Annotated in this window: 20 protein-coding genes; 6 read left to right on the plus strand and 14 right to left on the minus strand. The window is 63.8% G+C overall.

Annotation, left to right across the window (positions count from 1 at the left end; genetic code table 11):
- Positions 1-76 precede the first annotated feature (76 nt).
- Positions 77-301: a cysteine-rich CWC family protein gene (locus tag ACOCG7_RS31355; RefSeq protein WP_073430330.1), complete on the plus strand. Its 225-nt coding sequence runs from the start codon at positions 77-79 to the stop codon at positions 299-301.
- A gap of 40 nt (positions 302-341) precedes the next feature.
- Here ACOCG7_RS31355 and ACOCG7_RS31360 read toward each other — a convergent pair whose 3' ends face one another.
- Positions 342-1,979, minus strand: coding sequence for a tetratricopeptide repeat protein (locus tag ACOCG7_RS31360; RefSeq protein ID WP_073430329.1), 1,638 nt, complete (start codon positions 1,977-1,979; stop codon positions 342-344).
- Positions 1,980-2,110: 131 nt separating this feature from the next.
- On the opposite strand from ACOCG7_RS31360, the gene ACOCG7_RS31365 reads away from it, so the two are divergent.
- Positions 2,111-3,421, plus strand: a complete 1,311-nt coding sequence (locus ACOCG7_RS31365; RefSeq protein ID WP_073430328.1) for an ATP-binding protein — start codon at positions 2,111-2,113, stop codon at positions 3,419-3,421.
- Positions 3,418-3,960 carry a response regulator transcription factor gene (locus ACOCG7_RS31370; protein WP_073430327.1) on the plus strand — a complete coding sequence of 181 codons (543 nt, stop codon included), beginning with the start codon at positions 3,418-3,420 and terminating at the stop codon, positions 3,958-3,960. Before ACOCG7_RS31365 ends, ACOCG7_RS31370 begins: the two co-directional genes overlap by 4 nt.
- A 136-nt stretch (positions 3,961-4,096) precedes the next feature.
- On the opposite strand, the gene hslU is transcribed toward ACOCG7_RS31370, so the two are convergent.
- The 9 genes from hslU to ACOCG7_RS31415 all read right to left on the minus strand — a co-directional run bounded on the left by hslU (position 4,097) and on the right by ACOCG7_RS31415 (position 13,737).
- Positions 4,097-5,443: an ATP-dependent protease ATPase subunit HslU gene (gene hslU, locus ACOCG7_RS31375; RefSeq protein ID WP_073430326.1), complete on the minus strand. Its 1,347-nt coding sequence runs from the start codon at positions 5,441-5,443 to the stop codon at positions 4,097-4,099.
- Positions 5,444-5,453: 10 nt separating this feature from the next.
- Complete coding sequence (gene hslV / locus ACOCG7_RS31380) at positions 5,454-5,990, minus strand: ATP-dependent protease subunit HslV (RefSeq protein ID WP_073430325.1); 537 nt, start codon at positions 5,988-5,990, stop codon at positions 5,454-5,456.
- A 392-nt stretch (positions 5,991-6,382) separates the two neighbouring features.
- A complete protein-coding gene (gene dksA, locus ACOCG7_RS31385; RefSeq protein ID WP_006050516.1) occupies positions 6,383-6,802 on the minus strand; it encodes an RNA polymerase-binding protein DksA in 420 nt (139 codons plus the stop codon).
- A gap of 662 nt (positions 6,803-7,464) precedes the next feature.
- Positions 7,465-8,565, minus strand: coding sequence for a CobW family GTP-binding protein (locus ACOCG7_RS31390; protein ID WP_073430389.1), 1,101 nt, complete (start codon positions 8,563-8,565; stop codon positions 7,465-7,467).
- A 199-nt stretch (positions 8,566-8,764) separates the two neighbouring features.
- The gene (locus ACOCG7_RS31395) at positions 8,765-9,967 is read right to left on the minus strand and encodes a class I SAM-dependent rRNA methyltransferase (RefSeq protein ID WP_073430324.1); all 1,203 of its coding nucleotides are present in this window, start codon (positions 9,965-9,967) and stop codon (positions 8,765-8,767) included.
- A gap of 90 nt (positions 9,968-10,057) precedes the next feature.
- Complete coding sequence (gene xerC, locus ACOCG7_RS31400) at positions 10,058-10,981, minus strand: tyrosine recombinase XerC (protein WP_073430323.1); 924 nt, start codon at positions 10,979-10,981, stop codon at positions 10,058-10,060.
- 26 nt (positions 10,982-11,007) lie between these two features.
- On the minus strand, positions 11,008-11,727 hold the full coding sequence (locus tag ACOCG7_RS31405) for a DUF484 family protein (protein WP_073430322.1): 720 nt from the start codon (positions 11,725-11,727) through the stop codon (positions 11,008-11,010).
- A 117-nt stretch (positions 11,728-11,844) separates the two neighbouring features.
- The gene (dapF, locus tag ACOCG7_RS31410) at positions 11,845-12,708 is read right to left on the minus strand and encodes a diaminopimelate epimerase (RefSeq protein ID WP_073430321.1); all 864 of its coding nucleotides are present in this window, start codon (positions 12,706-12,708) and stop codon (positions 11,845-11,847) included.
- Between the two features lie 144 nt (positions 12,709-12,852).
- Complete coding sequence (locus tag ACOCG7_RS31415; protein ID WP_073430320.1) at positions 12,853-13,737, minus strand: lipid A biosynthesis lauroyl acyltransferase; 885 nt, start codon at positions 13,735-13,737, stop codon at positions 12,853-12,855.
- A gap of 296 nt (positions 13,738-14,033) precedes the next feature.
- Between ACOCG7_RS31415 and metK the strand changes: the two genes are divergently transcribed.
- Positions 14,034-15,224, plus strand: a complete 1,191-nt coding sequence (metK, locus tag ACOCG7_RS31420; RefSeq protein ID WP_073430319.1) for a methionine adenosyltransferase — start codon at positions 14,034-14,036, stop codon at positions 15,222-15,224.
- Between the two features lie 580 nt (positions 15,225-15,804).
- Here metK and ACOCG7_RS31425 read toward each other — a convergent pair.
- On the minus strand, positions 15,805-16,176 hold the full coding sequence (locus tag ACOCG7_RS31425) for a hypothetical protein (RefSeq protein ID WP_073430388.1): 372 nt from the start codon (positions 16,174-16,176) through the stop codon (positions 15,805-15,807).
- Between the two features lie 461 nt (positions 16,177-16,637).
- On the opposite strand from ACOCG7_RS31425, the gene ACOCG7_RS31430 reads away from it, so the two are divergent.
- Positions 16,638-17,399, plus strand: a complete 762-nt coding sequence (locus ACOCG7_RS31430; RefSeq protein WP_073430318.1) for a phytanoyl-CoA dioxygenase family protein — start codon at positions 16,638-16,640, stop codon at positions 17,397-17,399.
- 108 nt (positions 17,400-17,507) lie between these two features.
- Here ACOCG7_RS31430 and ACOCG7_RS31435 read toward each other — a convergent pair whose 3' ends face one another.
- Positions 17,508-17,714, minus strand: coding sequence for a DUF3185 family protein (locus tag ACOCG7_RS31435; protein WP_073430317.1), 207 nt, complete (start codon positions 17,712-17,714; stop codon positions 17,508-17,510).
- 227 nt (positions 17,715-17,941) lie between these two features.
- On the opposite strand from ACOCG7_RS31435, the gene mgrA reads away from it, so the two are divergent.
- Positions 17,942-18,985: an L-glyceraldehyde 3-phosphate reductase gene (mgrA, locus tag ACOCG7_RS31440; protein WP_073430316.1), complete on the plus strand. Its 1,044-nt coding sequence runs from the start codon at positions 17,942-17,944 to the stop codon at positions 18,983-18,985.
- Between the two features lie 71 nt (positions 18,986-19,056).
- On the opposite strand, the gene ACOCG7_RS31445 is transcribed toward mgrA, so the two are convergent.
- On the minus strand, positions 19,057-19,242 hold the full coding sequence (locus tag ACOCG7_RS31445) for a hypothetical protein (protein ID WP_073430315.1): 186 nt from the start codon (positions 19,240-19,242) through the stop codon (positions 19,057-19,059).
- A 268-nt stretch (positions 19,243-19,510) separates the two neighbouring features.
- On the minus strand, positions 19,511-20,815 hold the full coding sequence (locus tag ACOCG7_RS31450; protein ID WP_412534865.1) for an MFS transporter: 1,305 nt from the start codon (positions 20,813-20,815) through the stop codon (positions 19,511-19,513).
- Positions 20,816-21,036: the final 221 nt, after the last annotated feature.

The following is a 21,036-nucleotide window of genomic DNA, read 5'->3' on the forward strand; positions in this document are numbered from 1 at the left end:
ATGGGCGACTGACGGAGCTTCGCCAGTCGTGGCATCATTTCCTGACCAAGGCTGAAGCGAGACCACCTGGCACGTCATGAAACCGTCCGCCTCCCGCTCCGAAGGCAGCGCGCGCTGCCCGCGCTGCGGTAACGCTTTTGATTGCGGCATGCATGCCCAGCCGTCCGAGTGCTGGTGCCGCGAGATGCCGGTATTGCCGGCAGACAGACTCGATGCGGCCGGCCGTTGCCTGTGTCCCGAATGTCTTGCCGCGGAAATTGCACGAGCGGCTCGGGAGCGACCGAACGCCGGTTCGTCCTGAAGCAGGCGCAAGCGGCGCGGCTTCGACGAAACGCGGCGCTCTATGCCACGCGATGCTGGGCCGCGAGTGCGCTCAGGTCACGGGCGACGTTTTCCAGCACCGGCTCCCATTGCCCGAACCGTGGCTGCCGGTACAGCGTCGCGCTCGGATACCACGGGCTGTCGCGCCGATCGAGTAACCAGACCCAATGCGGGTTGACGTCGAGCAGCACCCAGGTGCGCTGGCCGAGCGCGCCGCTCAAATGCGCGGCCGACGTGCATACAGTGATCACGAGGTCGAGCGCGCTGACGAATGCGGCGGTATCGTCGAAGGTTCTGAATTCGGCGGTGTAGTCCGTCATGGGCAGGCCGGCTGCTCGCGCCGCCGCAACGTCGGCGTTCGCGCCCGGTTGCAACGAATAGAAGGACACGTTCCGCATGCCGCTGAAATGGGCCGCATAACGTTCCCAACCGACGCGCCGGAACGGATTGCGCTGATGGCCGTGGCTGCCGGTCCACGTGAGTCCAACCTTGAGCCTCGTTTCTCCGGCGAGCCGTTCTTGCCACGACGCGCGGGCTGCCGCGTCCGCGTGCAAATACGGCGTGGCGCGCGGAATCGTGTCTTCGCGCGTGTCGAAAATCAGCGGCAGGCTGAGTAGCGGTATTTCGTAATCGAACGGCGGGAGCGAATCGACACCGCCGCCGGCCGAATAAGCGTCGACATGATGACCGAGGCTGCGCGCGAGCAGCGCGCCCATCTGCGGAAACGAATTCCAGACGAGACGGCCGCCGTCGCGATGAACACGCTCGGCCAGCATCGGCATGTAGCGGCAGAACTGCAAGAGATCGCCCATGCCCTGTTCGCCCCACACCAGCAGCGTTTTGCCGCCGAGCGGTTCGCCTTGCCAGGTGGGCGCCGGCATGACGGGGCGGTTGCCGCTCAGTTCCTGGGCGCCCTCCCAGCGCGCTTCGTGCGAGAGCCAACCGGCCGCGTAATCGCCTCGCACGAGTTGCAGCATCGCGAGATTGGAGCGCATCTTCGCGTCGTCGGGCGCCAGCGCGCAAGCCGCTTCTCCCGCTTGCGCCGCCTCGTCCCAGCGTTGTGCCTCACGCAGCGCCAGCGCATAGTTGTTGTGCGCCAGCGGGCTGCCCGGCGAGCATTGCACGGCTCTCGCGCCGGCTTCGATCGCGAGCGGCACGTTCATGCTCATGCGGTATACGTTCGCGAGATTGGTCCAGCCGTCCGCATCGTCGGGATCGTCGCGGACGGTGCTCTCGAGTAGCGCCAGTTGCTCGCTCAGGTCGCCGCCGGTAAGCATCAATGCGGCGGCGAGATTGCCGCGCAGGCGCGGAAGCTGCGGATCGATTGCGAGCGCCCGGCGATAGGGCGCGATTGCGTCGGCGTGCCGGTTTGTCATCTGCAGTGTGTAGCCGAGGCGGAAGTGCGGAATGGCGCTTTGGGGATCGAGTTGGGCAATAATGGCGGCGAGTTGGATCGCGTCGGCGTGCCGGTTGCGCTCACGGAGCGCGGCGGCGAGCGAATCGAGCGAGGCGTCGTCGAGCGGATGGATTTCTGCCGCGGCGTTGAGCCATCGAGCCTCCTCTTCGGCCGCGCCGTTTTTCCTGGCCGCGGCGGCGCGCAGCAGGAAGGTCAGGAACGCTGAGAGGGCGTGCGTCTCGCTATCAGAGGTGGGCTGCATGAGTGGATTGTGCGGTGGAAGAACCGATGATGACCGATCGGTCCGTGCGAGGCGTTCGCAAAAAATGTCATCTTACCCGCGCGAGGTGGCTGCATAAGTCGTACCGGTCCGAACAGGTGAGCTAAAGAGTCATGCATCGTATAACCAACACCGGCCGGGTCAATCTCGGTCATCTGTTCTGGCTGCGCAGCCTCGCCATCATCGGGCAACTGGTGACGATCGCGGTCGTGCAGATGTTCGTCGGCGTGCACTTGCCGTTGCCCGCGATGCTGCTTGTGATTGCCCTCGAAGTGATCTTCAACGCACTCACATGGTGGCGCGTCTCGCAGCAGCGGCCCGAGTCCAATATGGAGCTGTTCGGCCAGATCTGGGTCGATCTCGGCGCATTATCCGCGCTGCTGTTTCTCTCCGGCGGCACCACCAATCCATTCGTTTCGCTATATCTGCCGTCGCTCGCGATTGCCGCCGCCGTGTTGCCGTGGCATCTGATGGCGTGGCTCGCGGCGTTCGCCGTGGCCTGCTACGCGGTACTCGGTTTCGACTCCGTGCCGCTGAATCTCGACAACCCCGCGAATCTGTTCGACTACTATCGGGCCGGCATGTGGGTGAACTTCATGGTCAGCGTCGGGCTGATCGCGTGGTTCGTCGCGCGTATGTCGCGGGCTCTGCGGCTACGTGACGCAGCGCTAGGAGAAGCGCAGCAGCGCTTGCTTCACGATGAACGCGCGGTCGCGCTCGGCGTGCAGGCCGCCACCGTCGCGCACGAAATCGGCACGCCGCTGTCCACCATTGCGATGCTGTCCGAGGAATTGCGCGACGCGGCGCGCACCGACAAAGGACTCGCGCCGTACAGCGCCGATCTGGAATTGCTCGAACAGCAGATGACACTGTGCACGTCGGCGCTTGCCCGATTGCGTAGCCGCGCATCGACAACCACCAACCGTCAACTGATCGGCGAGTGGCTCGAGTCGTTCGGCGAGCAGTGGCGCTTGCGGCATCCGCATGTGAAATTCGAACGGCTCGGCGTGCCGCCCGCGGACGTCAGCCTTGACGATACGGTTGCCGTGAGTCAGATTCTCACGATTCTGCTCGACAACGCCGCGCGCGCGAGTCGCGATCACGTGACGTTGTCCTGCGCGCTTGCGGTTCGCGGCGACCAGATCGTATTCGAAGTATGCGACGCGGGCCCCGGCATTCCGGCGCCGCTGCGCGGGTCGCTCGGCACCATGCCGGTCGACAGCACGCAAGGCGGGCACGGCGTGGGCCTCTATCTGGCGTTTTCGGCGGCCGCGCGTCTCGGCGGATCGATCGAACTGACCGATGTCAGCCCGATCAAGCCGCGCGGCACGCGCGCAGTCCTGAGACTGCCGCTCGCGGGGCGCAAATTAGCAGGCGCGGGCCGCCAGGGCGCCGCGCCATCCAACACGGAGAAACAGGCATGAGTGACAAGAATTTTCTGGTGATCGACGACGATGAGGTGTTCTCCGGCATCCTCGCCCGCGGTCTCACCCGGCGTGGTTATACGGTGAGCGAGGCGCATAACGCCGAGGAGGCGATCAAGCTGGCGAATCAGCAGAAGTTCAGCCAGATCACGGTGGACCTGCACCTCGGCAACGACTCCGGCCTCACGCTCGTCGCGCCCTTGCGCGACTTGCAGCCCGACGCGCGCATGCTGGTGCTGACCGGCTATGCCAGTATCGCGACGGCGGTGCAGGCGGTGAAAGACGGCGCCGACAACTACCTCGCCAAGCCGGCCAACGTCGAGACGATCCTGTCGGCGCTGCAAAGCGAGGCGAGCGCGCTGCAAGCCGAGGAGGCGATCGAGCATCCGACGCCGTTGTCGGTCGCGCGTCTTGAGTGGGAGCATATTCAGCGCGTGCTCGCCGAGCATGGCGGCAACATTTCGGCTACCGCGCGTGCGTTGAACATGCATCGCCGGACGCTGCAGCGCAAGCTGGCGAAGCGGCCGGTCAAGCAGTAAGCGCGAGCCGATTCCTCCGCTTGCGTCGCGGCGGAAAACAAAACGGGCTGCCTTGGCAAAGGCAGCCCGGTTTTTATCGTGACGCTTGATCTGCTTCAGGCAATGCGCGCAGCTCGTATTGGCATCAGCAGCGGCATCACAGCACGTAACGCGACAGATCTTCGTCTTCGGCCACTTCGTTCAACGCGCGATCCACATAGGCGGCGTCGATCTGCACCGTCTTGCCCGAATGATTGCCGGCCGCGAACGAGACTTCCTCGAGCAGCTTTTCGATCACCGTGTACAGCCGGCGCGCGCCGATGTTCTCGGTCTTCTCGTTCACCGAGTACGCGATTTCGGCGAGACGGCGAATGCCGTCGTCGGCGAATTCGAGGTGCACGTCTTCAGTGGCGAGCAGCGCCTGGTATTGCTTGACGAGGCTCGCATCCGTGGACACCAGGATCGATTCGAAATCCTTCACCGACAGCGAATCGAGTTCGACGCGAATCGGAAAACGGCCCTGCAGTTCGGGAATCAGATCACTCGGCTTGGCTAGGTGGAACGCGCCGCTCGCGATGAACAGGATGTGATCGGTCTTCACCATGCCGTACTTGGTGTTGATCGTCGTGCCCTCGACGAGCGGCAGCAGATCGCGCTGCACGCCCTGACGCGACACCTCGCCGCCGCCGGCTTCATTGCGCGACGCGATCTTGTCGATCTCGTCGAGGAACACGATGCCGTTCTGCTCGACGTTCTGCACCGCCCGGGTTTTCACTTCCTCGTCGTTGAGCATCTTGCCGGCTTCTTCGTCGGTGAGGACCTTGAGCGCTTCCTTCACCTTCAACTTGCGGCGCGTTTTCTTGCCGCCGCCGATGTTCGCGAACATCGAGCGGATCTGCTCGGTCATGTCTTCCATGCCCGGCGGCCCCATGATGTCCATGCCGACTTGCGGCTGTTCGACGTCAAGTTCGATTTCCTTGTCGTCGAGCAGGCCTTCGCGCAGACGCTTGCGGAATGTCTGACGCGTGGTGCCGCCTTCATCGGCGGTGTCCACGGCGCTCGAACTCGCGCCGAAACCGACCGGGCGCGCGCTCGGCAGCAGAATATCGAGGATGCGGTCCTCGGCCTGATCCTCTGCCTTGGTGCGCACCTTGCGCATTTCGGTTTCGCGCGTTTGCTTGACCGAAATTTCCATCAGATCGCGCACGATGCTGTCGACGTCGCGGCCCACGTAGCCAACCTCGGTGAACTTGGTGGCCTCGATCTTGATGAACGGCGCGTCGGCCAGTTTCGCCAGGCGCCGCGCGATTTCGGTCTTGCCGACACCGGTCGGGCCGATCATCAGGATGTTCTTCGGCGTGATTTCCTGGCGCAGCGGTTCTTCCACCTGCTGACGCCGCCAGCGGTTGCGCAGCGCCACGGCCACCGCTTTTTTCGCGCGGCCTTGGCCGATGATGTGTTTGTCGAGTTCCGAGACGATCTCGGCAGGGGTCATGGTGCTCATCGTGGGGTCCTTACTCGATCGTCTCGATAACGCGGTTGTGGTTCGTGTAGATGCACATGTCGCCGGCGATCTCCAGCGACTTCTCCACGATTTCGCGGGGCGACAACGCCGTGTTGTCGCTGAGCGCTTTCGCCGCGGCCTGCGCGTAGGCGCCGCCCGAACCGATCGCGCAGATGCCGCCTTCCGGATCGAGCACGTCGCCGTTACCGGTGATGACGAGAGTGGTGGTCGCGTCCGCCGCGATCAGCATGGCTTCGAGACGGCGCAGCATGCGGTCGGTACGCCAGTCCTTGGCGAGTTCGACGGCGGCGCGCGTGAGATTGCCCTGGTGTTTTTCGAGCTTCGCTTCGAAGCGGTCGAGCAGCGAGAAGGCGTCGGCCGTGCCGCCGGCGAAGCCGACCAGCACCTTGCCGTTGTAGATGCGCCGGACCTTCTTCGCCCCGCCCTTCATGACGATGTTGCCCAGCGTGACCTGGCCGTCGCCGCCGAGCGCGACCTGATCGCCGCGGCGCACGGAGACGATCGTCGTGCCGTGAAATTGCTCCATATGCGTTCCTCTTTGCAAAACGGGTAGGACGCGGCAGCGCAGCCACCGCATGAATCCGGCAAGCGGACGGCGCGCGACGCTGAAACCGGACCGGCCGGTGCGCGCGCTCGTACAACGCATGTTCGATTTATTTTAGGGCGTACGCGGTCATATCAAGAGCCGGCAAATGGCATAAGACAAAAAACCGTGTTTCGGCGGAAGTGCGCGTGCGGAGTAGGCAAACTTCGCGGGCAGGGCGAGCGAGGCGCTAAAGCACCGGCAGCAGGCGTGGAGCGGGATGGTCGGCGCGAACCGACGGGTGTCGCGCAAAAGAAAAAAGGCGCACGGACCACCGTGCGCCTCTCGACGAAGCAGCGTAACAGGGCGCGGAGCCGAAGCCGCGCCGCAGGCGTTCAGTCGCCGAACAGCTTCTGGCGCAGTTCGCGGCGTTCCTGCGCTTCGAGCGACAGGGTGGCCGTGGGGCGGGCGAGCAGACGCGGGATGCCGATCGGCTCACCGGTTTCCTCGCACCAGCCGTAATCGCCGGAATCGATGCGCGCGAGCGATTGCTGCACCTTCTTCAGCAGCTTGCGCTCGCGGTCGCGCGTGCGCAGTTCGAGCGCATGCTCTTCCTCGATCGTTGCACGGTCGGCCGGGTCCGGCACGATTACGGTTTCGCGCAGGTTCTCGGTTGTTTGGCCGGCATTGCGGAGAATTTCCGCCTGCAGCTGTTCGAGCTTGTTCTTGAAGAAAGCGAGCTGATCCTCGTTCATGTAATCCTTGTCGCTCATCTTCAGGATTTCGGCTTCGGTCAAGAGTCGTTTCGTCGTCATCTGGCTTACTTCTTCAATGTGAGGCAAAACTCTTACATAGTGCCCGCACTTTCGTATTGCCCGCAAAGGCGCTTGTGGACGCTGAACGCGGGGCTCGCACCGACGCTGAACTGTCGTGACGCCCAAGCGCCTCCGCGCCCACACACCGGGCGTCGCTACGCCAATGCGGGGCCGAACTCCTCTGGAAACCGGTTCTCAAATGCTCCTGAGGCATTGCTTGCCGCCAGCACGCCTTTCAGGCTGTGCCTGCCGGCATCATCGGCGCGTTTCCGGATAAGGTTTTCCGGCGCCGCTTCAGGCCCGGCACGGTGAACGCGCTGACCGGGCAATTCGTTGTCATTCTCCAGTGGGCACGTATTGTAACTGAACCACAATCCGGCACGGCAACCGGTGAAAATCCCCCTGCGCTGCCGCGATATCCCGAAAATATAACGCGCGCAGCACCAAAAAGCGATGCTCGTGCACGTTTAATACAGCAGGGTTTTCACGCGTTTTTCATACATACGACTTTTCGCCCTCCTTTCGGCGCCGTTCAGCCGGATTCGGCAGAGGATTGGCCCTGATTTTCCCATTGCGCATAGGTGCGATTCGAGTGCCGCGCATGGCGGACGCCGCCGGCTGGCCGGCCTGCGGCGATGTCGCTCATGCGCATGGGCATGCGCTTACGCGAGGCAAGCGTCCAACCCGTCCGTGATCAGGTCTTGCGGCAGTTCGATGCCGATGAACACCATCTTGTTGGTTTTCTTCTCGACCGGTTGCCACTTCGCGGCCAGATCGCTGCCCATCATTTGATGCACGCCCTGGAACACGACCTTGCGGTCGACGCCCTTCATATACAGCACGCCCTTGTAGCGCAGCAGGCGCTCGCCGTAGATTTGCAGAATCCCGCCGAGGAAGTCCTCGAGCTTGTTCGGATCGAACGGACGGTCGTTGCGGTACACGAACGACTTGATTTTGTCGTCGTGATGCGCGTGGTGGTGGTTCGTGTGAGCGTGGCCTTCGTGATCGCAATGGCCGTGGTCGTGATCGTGATCGCAGTTTTCGTGATCGTGGTCCGCGTGCGTATGGCCATGCTCGTCGTGCGCGTGAGCGTGGCTGTGCGCATGGTCGTCTTCGACGAGGAAGTCCGGATCGATCTCGAGCTTCGAATTCAGGTTGAAGCCGCGCAGGTCGAAGATTTCCTTGATGTCGGCATCGCCGAAATTGACGACCTTGATCGCCGCCTTCGGGTTCATGTGCAGCAGGCGGTGGCGCAGATCGGCCACGTGCTGTTCGTCGACCAGGTCGGCCTTGGTGATGAACAGGCGATCGGCGAAACCGACTTGGCGCTGCACCACTTCATGCTCGTCCAGTTGTTGGTTCGCGTGCTTCGCGTCGACCAGCGTGATGATCGCGTCGAGCAGGAATTCGTTGGCGATCTGGTCGTCCATGAAGAAGGTCTGCGCGACCGGGCCCGGATTGGCGAGCCCGGTGGTCTCGATCACGACGCGGTCGAAGTCCAGCTTGCCGGACTGTTTCTGCGCCGCCAGATCGCCGAGCACGCGCGAAAGATCGCCGCGGATCGTGCAGCAGATGCAGCCGTTGCTCATCTGAATGATCTGTTCGCCCGTGTCCTGCACGAGGATTTCGTTGTCGATGTTCTCTTCGCCGAACTCGTTTTCGATCACGGCGATCTTCATGCCGTGCTTTTCGTTCAGGATGCGCTTGAGCAGGGTGGTTTTGCCGCTGCCGAGAAAGCCGGTCAGGATGGTGACTGGAATCATGTTGGTCGCCTGTATGTACGTGAAACGGTCCGTAATGGAAAGCATCGCGGGCGCGGCGGCCTGGCGGCGCGCGGCCCTGTCTAGCCGGTTATTGAAACATATCTGTCAAGCCGGCGCTGGCCGACGGGGTTCGAGCCGGCACGGCGCGCACCCCATGTGCAAGGCATGGCGCGGCAAATAGACCCGAAACTATGGGCGATCAGGCGATTTGCAACAATAGGCCTTTCAGGTATTCGCCTTCCGGGAAAGCGGTGAGCAGCGGATGATCCACCCCGGCGCCGAGGCGCTTGAGAATCCGCGCATCCACGCGCGCGTCGGCCGCCGCGCTCGCGACGATCTTCTGGAACAACTCGGAGTCGATCGCGCCGGAGCACGAGTAGGTGAAGAGCAGCCCGCCCGGGCGCAACAGCTTCAGGCCAGTCAGATTGATGTCCTTGTAGGCGCGCGACGCGCGGTCCACATGTTCACGCGACGGCGCGAATTTCGGCGGATCGAGCACGATCAGGTCGAAGCGCTCGCCCTCGTCGTACAGGCGCCGCAGTGTCTTGAAGGCGTCGGCGTCGAGCCACGCGGCGCGTTCGGCATCGAAGCCGTTGGCCGCCACGTTCTGCTGCGCGAGCGCCAAGGCCTCGCCCGACGAATCGATCGACACCACGCGTTTGGCGCCGCCTTTCAAGGCCGCCAGCGAGAAACCGCCCGTGTAACAGAAGCAATTGAGGACGTCGCGATCCTGAGCGAGTTGCTGGACCAGCAGGCGGTTGTCACGCTGATCGACGTAGAAGCCGGTCTTGTGGCCGTTGCGCACGTCGACGTGATAACGCACGCCGTTTTCGCTGGCGATCAACGTCTCCGACGGCGCTTCGCCCGCGAGCACGCCGGTGATCTGTTCGAGTCCTTCCTTCTGGCGAATCGACACGTCCGAGCGCTCGTACACGTTCGGGCAGCCAGTCGCTTCGACCAGCGCCGCCACGATCGCTTCCTTCCACGCTTCGACGCCCGCCGCCATGAACTGGCAGACCAACTGGCTGCGCTGTCCTTCATCCTCGGCGACGTAGTGATCGACGATCAGGCCGGGCAGTCCGTCCGCCTCGCCGAAAATCAGCCTCACGGCGCCGGTGTCATGCACCATCGTTTGACGATGCGCGAGCGCGCGCTGCACGCGGCGCTTGAAGAACGCGTGATCGATCGGCTCGGTTTCGTCGAAGCTCCACGCGCGAGCGCGGATTTGCGAATGCGGGCTGTACGCGGCGCGCGCGAGAAAGCGGCCGTCGTGCGCGCGCACCAGCACGGTGGCGCCGGGAGCGGGATTGCCGTCGACCCGGTCGATCGCATTGGCGTAGACCCACGGATGGCGGCGCAGCAGCGATTTTTCTTTCGACGGTTTGAGCGTAACGGTATTCATCAGGGTGTCAGCAGGGCAATGGGCCGCAGGGTAGAAGCATGCGGCCGGTGAAGCAAGGCGGAAACTGCAAACCGCAAAAAGAAGGCGGAGTCAGTCGCGTTTTTTGGCGCGCGGGTGCGCCTGATCGTAGACCTGCGCGAGATGCTGGAAATCGAGCGCGGTGTAGACCTGGGTGGCGGTGATGCTGGCGTGGCCGAGCAGTTCCTGCACCGCGCGCAGGTCGCCGCTCGATTGCAGCACGTGCGTGGCGAACGAATGGCGCAACACGTGCGGATGCACGTTGGCGGGAATCCCGGCGACCAGCGCCGCGCGCTTCACGCGGTCCCGCACCACGTTCGGCGACAGACGATTGCCGCGCGCCGACAGAAACAGCGGATGCGGATCGTGCTTGATCATCTGCTCGCGCACCGCGAGCCACGCGTTCAAGGCCTCGATCGCCTTGCTGCCGACCGGCACGACGCGGCGCCGGTTGCCCTTGCCGAGCACTTCGACTTCGGCGGACTCCAGCTTGAGCCAGCCGGCGGAGCGGTAGCCGTCGGCATCGGCGAAACGGGCGTCGAGTCCCACCAGTTCCGAGAGACGCAGGCCCGACGAGTAGAACAGTTCGAGCATGGCGTGATCGCGCAAACCTTCGAGCGACGCGGCGGGCGGGCTTTCCATCAGGCGCGTGGCGTCGTCGACGGAAAGCGCCTTGGGCAGCGCCTTGGGCTGTTTCGGCGCGCGCACGGTAGCGACCGGGTTGGCCGGCAGATCGACGCGGCCGGCAAACCAGCGGTAAAACGCGCGCCACGCCGAGAGCCGGTGGCTGATCGAGCGCGCCGTCAGTCCGCCCGCATGCGCACGCGACACGGCGCCGCGAATGTCGACGGCGGTGAGGCTGGCGAGCGGCCGCCCCTTGGCCAGCAACCGGAGTTCCTCGAGTTCGTGGATGTAGCTGCGCAGCGTATGCGCCGATAGCCGGCGCTCGTGTTCGAGATTCGACAGATAGGCGGCGATCGGGTCGGCTTCGGTCACGATGTTTTTATAGCGGCGCGATGTGCTCAGCGCGGCAGCAGACGGCTCAGCGCCGCGCTCGCCAGCGCGCCGATCTGCGTGAGGAAATCGGTGGCCATCCCCTCGTGGAACCTGCGCGGGTCGGCCGAACCCATCACCAGCAGGCCGAAGGCGGGCGCTTCTTCCTTGCCTTCCGGGTCGCGCAACGCGAGCAATGCGATCGATTCGGTGGCGTGCGCGGATTCGGCGGTGCTGCCCGCCGCCGACGCTTCCTCGCTCACGGCCGCCGCCGGCAACAGCCATTGCGCCGCCTCGAAGCCGGTGTTCGCGCCGCAATACGGCGTGGCGAGGCTGTTCGCGAAGAGCCGCACTTCCTCGCCGACATGGCGCGCGAAGTCGGCTTGCGCATAAGGCTCGGCCACGTCCCACACGCGCAGCGCGGCTTGCGGCACGTCGAAAATATCGCGCAAGCCGGTGGCGATCGTGCGCGGCAGCGCATACGGATCGCGCTCGGAGATTACGCGGATGGTCCAGCGATTGAATTTCGACGCGATGCTGTCGTTCTCGTGACCGTAACGCAGCAGTTCGGCGAGGCGCCGTTCCAGATGCTTGTTCTTGTCGCGCAGCATTTCCATCTGCCGCTCCTGCAGCGACACCGCGGCTTTGCCGTGCGGGTTCGCAAGCCGGATCGTCGCGAGCATCTCCGCGTGTTCGGCGAAGAATTCGGGGTTGGCGAGCAGGTATTCGGCGACTTCGCGATCGTTCATGGTTTCAGCTAGAGGACTACGGGCCGACGCGGTGAGGGGCGCATCGGTCAATGGGTTTAATCGGCCGCTCGACCGGCAGGTTCATCGGAGAACCCGGTCGGGCAATTCAGTCGCAGCTCAATCGGCCAACTCGATCTCGCCTTCGAAGACGGTCACCGCCGGGCCGGCCATCAGGAGCGGCTGGCCGTCCTGCGTACCGTCCCACGAGATCGTCAACTTGCCGCCGTGCGTGTGCACGAGCACCGGCGCGTCCAGCAGTCCGCGGCGGATGCCCGCGGCGACCGCCGCGCACGCGCCCGTGCCGCACGCCAGCGTTTCACCGGCGCCGCGTTCGTAAACACGCAGCCTGATTTCGCCGCGGCCGACGATCTGCATGAAGCCCGCGTTCACCCGCTGCGGGAAGCGGGCATGCCGCTCGATCACCGGGCCTTCGACCAGCACCGGGAATTCCTCGACGTCGTCCACTACTTGCACGGCGTGCGGATTGCCCATCGACACCACGGAGATCCAGCGGGTCTCGCCGTTCACGTCGAGCGGCCAGAGCGTATCGGCGCCTTCACGGCGGCCTTCGAGACCCTTGGTCGCGAACGGCACGCGCTCGGGGTCGAACACCGGCGTGCCCATGTCGACCAGCACTTCGCCGTTTTCCTGCATGGTCAGCGTGATGATGCCGTTCTGCACTTGCACGCGCACGCTGCGCTGATCGGTCAGGCCGCTGTCGCGAACGAACTTGACGAAGCAGCGCGCGCCGTTGCCGCAATGCTCGACCTCGCCGCCGTCGCAATTGAAGATGCGATATCTGAAATCGACACCGTCCACGGTGGGCTTTTCGACCAGCAGCAACTGATCGGCGCCGACGCCGAAATGCCGGTCCGCGAGCGCGCGCACCTGCGCCGGCGTGAGGTTGACCGGTTGGCGGTAGCCGTCGAGCACGACGAAGTCGTTGCCCGCGCCGTGCATTTTGGTGAATTTCAGTTTCATCTCGCTATTGTAAGTGACGCGCCCGCGGCTGAGCCGAACGCCGCATTTTTTCCACCGGCTCCCCCGCGGCGGTTGTCTGTGCGCTCGGGCACGTTTTTCGAAGACCGCTTTGAAAACCTTGGCGCAAGCCGCGTCGAAAACCGCTCAATACACGCTCGGCTGGCCCGGCGGGCGCGTCTTGAAGCGCTTGTGCACCCAGTAATACTGCTCGGGAATCAGCGGAATCTGCGTTTCCAGGAAGGCGTTCATGCGTCGCGCATCCGCGTCGTCGTCGCCGCTCGGGTAGTGTTCCCATGGCTCGAACACCCGCAGCCGGTAACCCTTGTAGTTCGGCAGCACCTCGCCGATGAACGGCACCACTTGCGCATGCCCGACCTTCGCGAGACGGCCCACTGCGGTCAGCGTGCAGGTCGGCACGCCGAAGAACGGCACGAAGGTGGAATTGCGCGCGCCGTAGTCCATGTCCGCGCCGAGCATGACCGGCTTGCGTTCGCGCAGCCAGCGCAACACGACGCGCGCGCTGTCGGCGCGGCTCGCCATATCCGCGCCGAAGCGCGCGCGCGCCGCCTTGGCGACTTGCTCCAGTTCGGGGTTCGACATCGGCTGATACAGCGAGCCGCAGTGGCGCTTGAGCGAGTAGTTGAGGAAGATCGAGCCCGCCTCGATACCGACGAAGTGAAAGCCGAGAAACAGCGTGGGTGGCAGGTTCGGGTCGGTGAGATCGATTGCGCTGTCGAGTTCGATCAGCTTTTCGAGCTTTTTCGCCGAGCCGAACCACTGCACGCTGCGCTCGACATAGCTGCGGATCGCATGGCGGAAATGCTGTTGCGCGATCTCTTCACGGCGCGCGTCGCTCCATTCGGGGAAGCACAGCTTCAGATTGATATGGACGATGCGCTTGCGGTTGCTCGGAACCTGGTAGAGCAGCCAGCCGAGCCCGTCGCCCAGGCGGGCGATGAAACCATAGGGCAGCAGCGCGAACAGTTTCAACAACCCGATCGCGAGCCTCGCGCCATAGCGGCTCAGCATGCGACCTCCAGGGAAGACTTGGATGAGGCGTTCTGCGTGACGGGTTCAAGGAAAGCGGAAGAATTGACGTAATACCGCACTCGTGGACACTCTGTGACAATCAAGGGAAGTCGCTATAATAAGGGCTTCGCCGAGTTAATAGACAACTTGCGGGGCGAAGCCGGCGGGTGCGATCCACGTGAAATGACGTGATATGCGCCCATTGGTAAGGTAATCCGCTAAAGCGTCGCCGCTTCAAGGCTCCCGAAGCTGGCTACGTGAAACTCAACCGTAACCACACAACAGGAGTCTGCAACGTGGCAAACGACTATCTCTTCACCTCCGAATCGGTCTCCGAGGGCCATCCCGACAAAGTCGCGGACCAGATTTCGGACGCCATTCTCGACGCCATCCTGACGCAGGACAAATACTCGCGTGTTGCAGCGGAAACGCTGTGCAACACGGGTCTCGTCGTGCTGGCCGGTGAAATCACCACCACCGCGAACGTCGATTACATCCAGGTCGCGCGCAACACGATCAAGCGCATCGGCTACGACAACACCGACTATGGCATCGACTATCGCGGCTGCGCGGTGCTCGTCGCGTACGACAAGCAGTCGCCGGACATCGCCCAGGGCGTGGACCGCGCGCACGACAACAACCTCGATCAAGGCGCCGGCGACCAGGGCCTGATGTTCGGTTACGCCTGCGAGGAAACGCCCGAACTGATGCCGTTGCCGATTCACCTGTCGCATCGTCTGGTGGAGCGCCAGGCGAATCTGCGTCGCGACGGCCGCCTGCCCTGGCTGCGTCCGGACGCGAAGTCGCAAGTCACCGTGCGTTATGTCGACGGCAAGCCGCATTCGATCGACACCGTCGTGCTGTCCACGCAGCATTCGCCGGACATCGATCTGGCCGTGCTGCGCGAAGCGGTGATCGAGGAAGTCATCAAGCCCACGTTGCCGGCCGATCTCATCAAGGGCGACATCAAGTTCCTGGTGAACCCGACCGGCCGGTTCGTGATCGGCGGTCCGCAGGGCGATTGCGGTTTGACGGGCCGCAAGATCATCGTCGATACCTATGGCGGCGCGGCGCCGCATGGCGGCGGCGCGTTCTCGGGCAAGGATCCGTCCAAGGTCGACCGTTCGGCTGCTTACGCCGGCCGTTATGTCGCGAAGAACATCGTGGCCGCCGGCCTCGCTTCGCGCTGCCTCATCCAGGTGTCGTACGCGATCGGCGTTGCCCAGCCGACTTCGGTGATGGTGAATACCTTCGGCACGGGCCGCGTGTCGGATTCCACGATCACGAAGCTCGTGCAGGAGCATTTCGATCTGCGCCCGAAGGGCATCATCCAGATGCTGGATCTGCTGCGCCCGATCTACGAGAAGAGCGCGGCCTACGGCCACTTCGGCCGCGAAGAGCCGGAATTCACATGGGAAGCCACGGACAAGGCGCTGGCGCTCGCCGAAGCGGCCGGCACGGAACCGGTTGTGGCGTTGGCGGAATAAGCCGGCAAGTCGTTCGCCGTTTGCTTTTGTAAAAAACCCCGTCGGCGTGAGCCGACGGGGTTTTTTCTATCTGTGCGATCCGCACGGACGCGGCGCGCCTACGGTCGACGCCACAGCGGCGGCGGGCACGCGCTGTCGCAAATGGACGCGCACGGCGTCACGCGAGGCCAAGGATTGCGACGTTCGGCGCGCTCAATGATCCGCGAGGCGCCGGCCTACAGCGGCGGGCTCCAGCGCGCCGAACTCAACGCGCCGAACCCGACGCGCCAAGCTCAACGCGCCGAACTCAACGCGCCAAGCTCAACGCGCCGAACTCAACGCGCCGAACTCAACGCGCCGAACTCAACGCGCCGAACTCAACGCGCCGAACTCAACGCGCCGAACTCAACGCGCCGAACTCAACGCGCCGAACTCAACGCGCCGAACTCAACGCGCCGAACTCAACGCGCCGAACTCAACGCGCCGAACTCAACGCGCCGAACTCAACGCGCCGAACTCAACGCGCCGAACTCAACGCGCCGAACTCAACGCGCCGAACTCAACGCGCCGAACTCAGCGCACCAAACCCAGCGCACCAAACTCAACGGCTCGCGAATGCAAACGCAAACCAGCCGGTGCTGCCGCTCGTCGACATGCGGCGCGGCCGGCGGCTCGTGCTCTGCGGCACGGCGACCGGCGCCGCACGGCGCGTAGCGGCGAGGCGCAGCGGCGTCGGTTTGCGCAGCAGCGTGCGCAGCGAAAAACGGCGCGAACCGCCTTGCAGACGCAGTGCCGAAAAGAAGGTATGGAACCAGGTGCGAATGCCGTCGACCGCTTTGGCCTCGCGCCATTGTTCGCCCAATGCGCGAGTGCGCGTGGCGTGGTGACGCAGCGCACGCACGACGTGGCGGCGCGCCGGACGCGCCGCTTTCAACGCGGCGCGAGTAAGACGGGTGCTCAGAAGAGTATGCATGGCTTCAGAAGTGGGCAACGTGTCGCGCGACGGAATGTGTGCCAACCGCAGCACCAAATGTGCCAATGGCGTGGTCGCGAGGGACGGCGTGAAAGCCCGGAATTCGATTTGAAAGCGCACGAGGGACGGCGGAATCGGCGTGGACGGCCTGTGCGCGCCGTGAAAGTGTGGGAATGGCGATCAACATGCGTGCAGGCTACACGCGATTCGTGACGTCAGAAAGTCCGTTTTTACCCTGCGAGCCAGGGTTTTCACGGGGCGCCCGATTGCCGCGCGCGCCCCTCGGCCGTGCCCTCCATGATCGACGATCGTGCGTGTTTGCCCATCGAGCGTGCTAGACGGTTCGTCGTTGGGAACCGGGGTAATGCGCATCTCATGACTTTTCGCAAGGCGAACAGCACGCAGCCTGATCGCGCCCGTTTTACAATCGAGCATCAGCTAGTCGACAGTCGCGGAGCACCATGTCACTTCACTCGAAGAAAGAGCAGATTCACACGTTGCGGGAGCAGGGCTTTGTCGTCGTGCCCGGACTGGTGTCGCCGGAGCGTTGCAATGAACTCAGGCAGATTGCCCAGCGGCAGTTAGAGGAAGCCGCGGCGCCGATCGAGTTCGAGGCGGATCTGCAGTACCCGGGCGCGCCGACGTCGAGGCATGCGGCAGGCGGTCATACGGTCCGGCGGCTGCTGGATGCGTATGGGCGTCATCCGAGCTTCGCGCAATGGGCCACCGCGCCGGAAATTCGCGGCTGGATGGAGCTGTATTTCGGCGAGGAACCCCGCCTGTCGCGGGCGCATCACAACTGCATGATGACCAAGCATCCCGAGTACGGCAGTTTGACCGGCTGGCATCGCGACGTGCGTTACTGGTCGTTCGAACGGGACGACCTGGTGTCGGTGTGGCTCGCCATCGGTTCGGAGACGGTGGACAACGGCGCACTGTGGCTGGTGCCGAAGTCGCACAGTGCGGCGTTCACGTCCGACCGGTTCGACGAAGCCAAGTTTTTCCGTTCCGATCTGGAAGAGAATCAGGCATGGATTCGCAACGCGGTCTCGCCTGAACTCAAGGCCGGGGACGTGGTGTTCTTTCATTGCAACACACTGCATTCGGCCGGTAAGAACCTCAGCGATCAGGTGAAGTTTTCTCTCGTGTACACCTATCACGGCGCGAGCAACGTGCCGTTGCCCGGTACGCGCTCGGCCGCGAAGCCCGAGATCGCTTTTTAAGTTTCTGACCGAAGCGGCGGCGCTCGTTCGCGTGCGTCCAAAGCGCGCGGGATGCAACGCGCCGCCCGCGCGGCAAGCCGCTTACCGCTTTCGCCTTATTGCTTACGCTTACCGCTTGCGTCCGGACAACGCCATTCCGGTCAGTCCCGCGATAGTGGCGATGACACCGCCCACGATCAGCATGATCGCCTTGTTGGTCGGCGAGCCGGTGAACACGCGCGACACGTCGCTGCTAACCGAATTGAACGCCTGCCCGCCGAAATACAGCAGCACGATACCGCCGACAATCAGCGCGATTGAAATCGCCTTCGCCATGCACTTCTCCCATCAGCCTTGATCGGCGAAAGTGTAGGGGACCCGCCAGCAATCGTCCATCCCGCATGCTGGGCGTCTGCACGCATTGCGTCGATTGGCTACCATGACGATCTTGCCGCACGCAGTCGCACGAACATTACATAAACATAAAGACAGCACGCCTCCCGCACCATGCGATTCCCCACGCCCGACATAATCGGGCGGCCTCAACATCAAGGACTCTAGCAATGGCTTACGAAGCAGCTTCAGAACGCTATTCGGACATGCAGTACCGCGTCTGCGGCAAGTCGGGTCTCAAACTGCCGGCGCTGTCGCTCGGCTTGTGGCACAACTTCGGCGATACCACGCCGATCTCCACGCAGCGCGACATTCTGCGCACGGCCTTCGATCTGGGCATCACTCACTTCGATCTCGCCAACAACTACGGCCCGCCGTACGGCAGCGCGGAAACCAATTTCGGCCGGCTCTTCAAGGACGATTTCAAACCGTATCGCGACGAACTGCTGATTTCGTCGAAGGCGGGTTGGGATATGTGGCCGGGCCCATACGGCCAGGGCGGCGGCTCGCGCAAGTATGTGCTCGCGAGCCTCGATCAGAGCTTGCAACGCATGGGCCTCGATTACGTCGACATTTTCTATTCGCATCGTTTCGACGCCGACACGCCGCTCGAGGAAACCGCCGGTGCGCTGGCGAGCGCGGTGCAGCAGGGCAAGGCGCTGTACATCGGCATCTCGTCGTACTCGGCGACCAAGACGCTCGAAATGACGAAGCTGCTCGCCGAATACAAGGTGCCGCTGCTGATTCATCAGCCCGCGTACAACATGCTCAATCGCTGGATCGAACATGAACTGCTCGATACGCTGGAGAAGGTCGGCGCGGGCGCCATCGCCTTCACACCGCTCGCTCAGGGCCTGCTGACCGGCAAGTACCTGAACGGCGTGCCGGAAGACGCGCGCGTGAACAAGCCGGGCGGCGGTTCGTTGAAGCAGGAGCATTTGAGCGCGCAAAACATCGAGCACGTGCGCAAGCTCAATGACATCGCCGCGCGCCGCGGGCAAAGTCTTGCGCAGATGGCGCTCGCCTGGGCGCTGCGCGATTCGCGCGTCACCTCGGTGCTGATCGGCGCGAGCCGTGCGGAGCAGGTGCGCGAGAACGTCGGCGCGTTGAAGAACCTCGCGTTCTCGAAGGAAGAACTGGCGGAGATCGATCGCTACGCGACCGAAGGCGGCATCAACCTGTGGGAAAAACCGTCGACGGATCAGGCGATCTGATCCGCGCGAGTTTCACGCCGCGGATATGCCGTGGAGATAGAGAAAGCCGCCCGGGAGGCGGCTTTTTTTCGCTATACCAGCGCGGGTAAGCCTTCGACCAGCACGACCGCGAACACCACGCCGAGGAGCGCCCCTAGTACCCGCAGCACGTTGTGCCGGAATTCCGTCTTGCACGGAAGCGCGCCGACAAACAGCGCCCCGGCCAACGCCATCGGAATCACCAGGATGAAATCGCCGATCGTGAAGTAGGTCGTCATAGTCGTCTCCTTATGTATTACCGGCGCAAGCAGCGGCTCTGTTTTGTGGAGTCGTGCGCTGCCAACGTCCGATACGAGTATAGGTGACGCTCCAGCCAACGTAACGACGCATCGAGCTGCGGCCTTGCTTATTCGCAAGCCGCTGAGCCCGCGCTGCCAAGGCGCGCCGCAATTGGCGCGCCGCAACAAACAGCGCCAAAACGGCGAAGCGCATGCTTACGCGGGCCTTACTTTCTATAGCGATCCGATGCGCGGCGAATCGACTCGATCAAGCGGCTGTGCGTTCGCGTGCGCGCAACCCACGCAACCCGCGCAACCTCAAGGCCGCCGCGAGGCCGATGACGAGCAGCACGCCCACTAGTCCCGCGACGCCGTTCCATCCGTAACCGGCCCATACGTGACCGCCATACGAACCAACGAGGCTCGAACCGAGGTAATACGCGAGCAGATACAGCGCGGCGGCCTGGCCCTTGGCTTCTCTCGCGAGCCGGCCGACCCACCCGCTTGCCACCGAATGTCCCGCGAAAAAGCCAAAGGTCACACACGCGATGCCGAGCGCGATCGCCGTCAGCGGATGCAGCAGCGTGAGCGCGAGACCGAGCGCCATCAGCGCCAGGCTGCCGATCAGCACGCGAGCGCGGCCGAAGGTATCGGCCATGCGCCCCGACAACGGCGAGGCGATCACGCCCGCCAGATACACGATGAAGATCGCGCCGATCTCCGCTTGACTCAATCGATAAGGCGGCGCCAGCAGCCGGTAGCCGATGTAGTTGTACAGCGTGACGAAACTGCCCATCAGCACGAAGCCGAGCAGAAACAGCAAGGGCAGGCCGGGTCGCGTGAACTGTTTGAGCAGCGCGGTGCGGTGATGGTTGAAACCCAGCCCGCGCCGCGGCACGAAATGATGCGACGGCGGCAGCAGCGCGCGAAACGCGAGCGTCGACAGAATGCCGAGCACGCCGATCGTGCCGATCGCGACCCGCCACGAAAACAGATCCGCGACGACGCCCGTAATCACACGCCCGGCCATGCCGCCGATCGCGGTGCCGCCGACATAGAGGCCCATCGCCAGGCCGAGCCCTTCGGGGTGTACTTCTTCGGCGAGATACGCCATCGCGACGGCGGGCACGCCGCCGAGCGCGAGTCCTTCGAGCGTGCGCAACACGAGCAGTTGATGCCACTGCGGCGCGATCGAGACGCCGATCGTCAGCAGCGCGGACGCCATCAGCGATAGCGTCATCAGATGGTGGCGGCTCCAGCCTTCCGAAACGAAACCGGCGATGAACACGGCAAGCGCGAGCGCCGCCGTGGTCAGCGACAGCGACAAACTGCTTTCGGCCGGCGTCACATTGAACGCCGCTGAAAACGACGGCAGCAACGGCTGCACGCAGTACAACAGCGAGAACGTGGCATAGCCCGCAAACAGCAGGGCGATGCTGGCACGCCAATAGGCACGCGTGCCGCGTTCGAGATAGGGAATGGGGTGGGCGTCGGGCACGGCGGGGAACATGAAAGAGGCGGAAAAAGAAAGAGCCGAAGCGATAGGCCGATGACACTCCGGCGGCGCGACCAAGGAATCTCCGTTGGCGGGTGCAACGCATTGAAAGGCGTTAACGATACGCTGAAAAAAGCGCTGAGGTGGCGCGCCGGCCATGATGGGCGGACTGTCGGACCGCTGCCTGGTTTTGATATCTCGCCCTCGCAGGGTTTATGATGGTCTCGTTACGGCGCGCTCGGCATCATCGGCTCGGCGCACCGTGATGGGGATGACGCGAAACGACGGGTGAAGTCCCT

Origin of the sequence: Paraburkholderia sp. DD10 (assembly GCF_049177125.1) — a bacterium.
GTDB classification, from domain to species: Bacteria; Pseudomonadota; Gammaproteobacteria; order Burkholderiales; family Burkholderiaceae; genus Paraburkholderia; species Paraburkholderia terricola.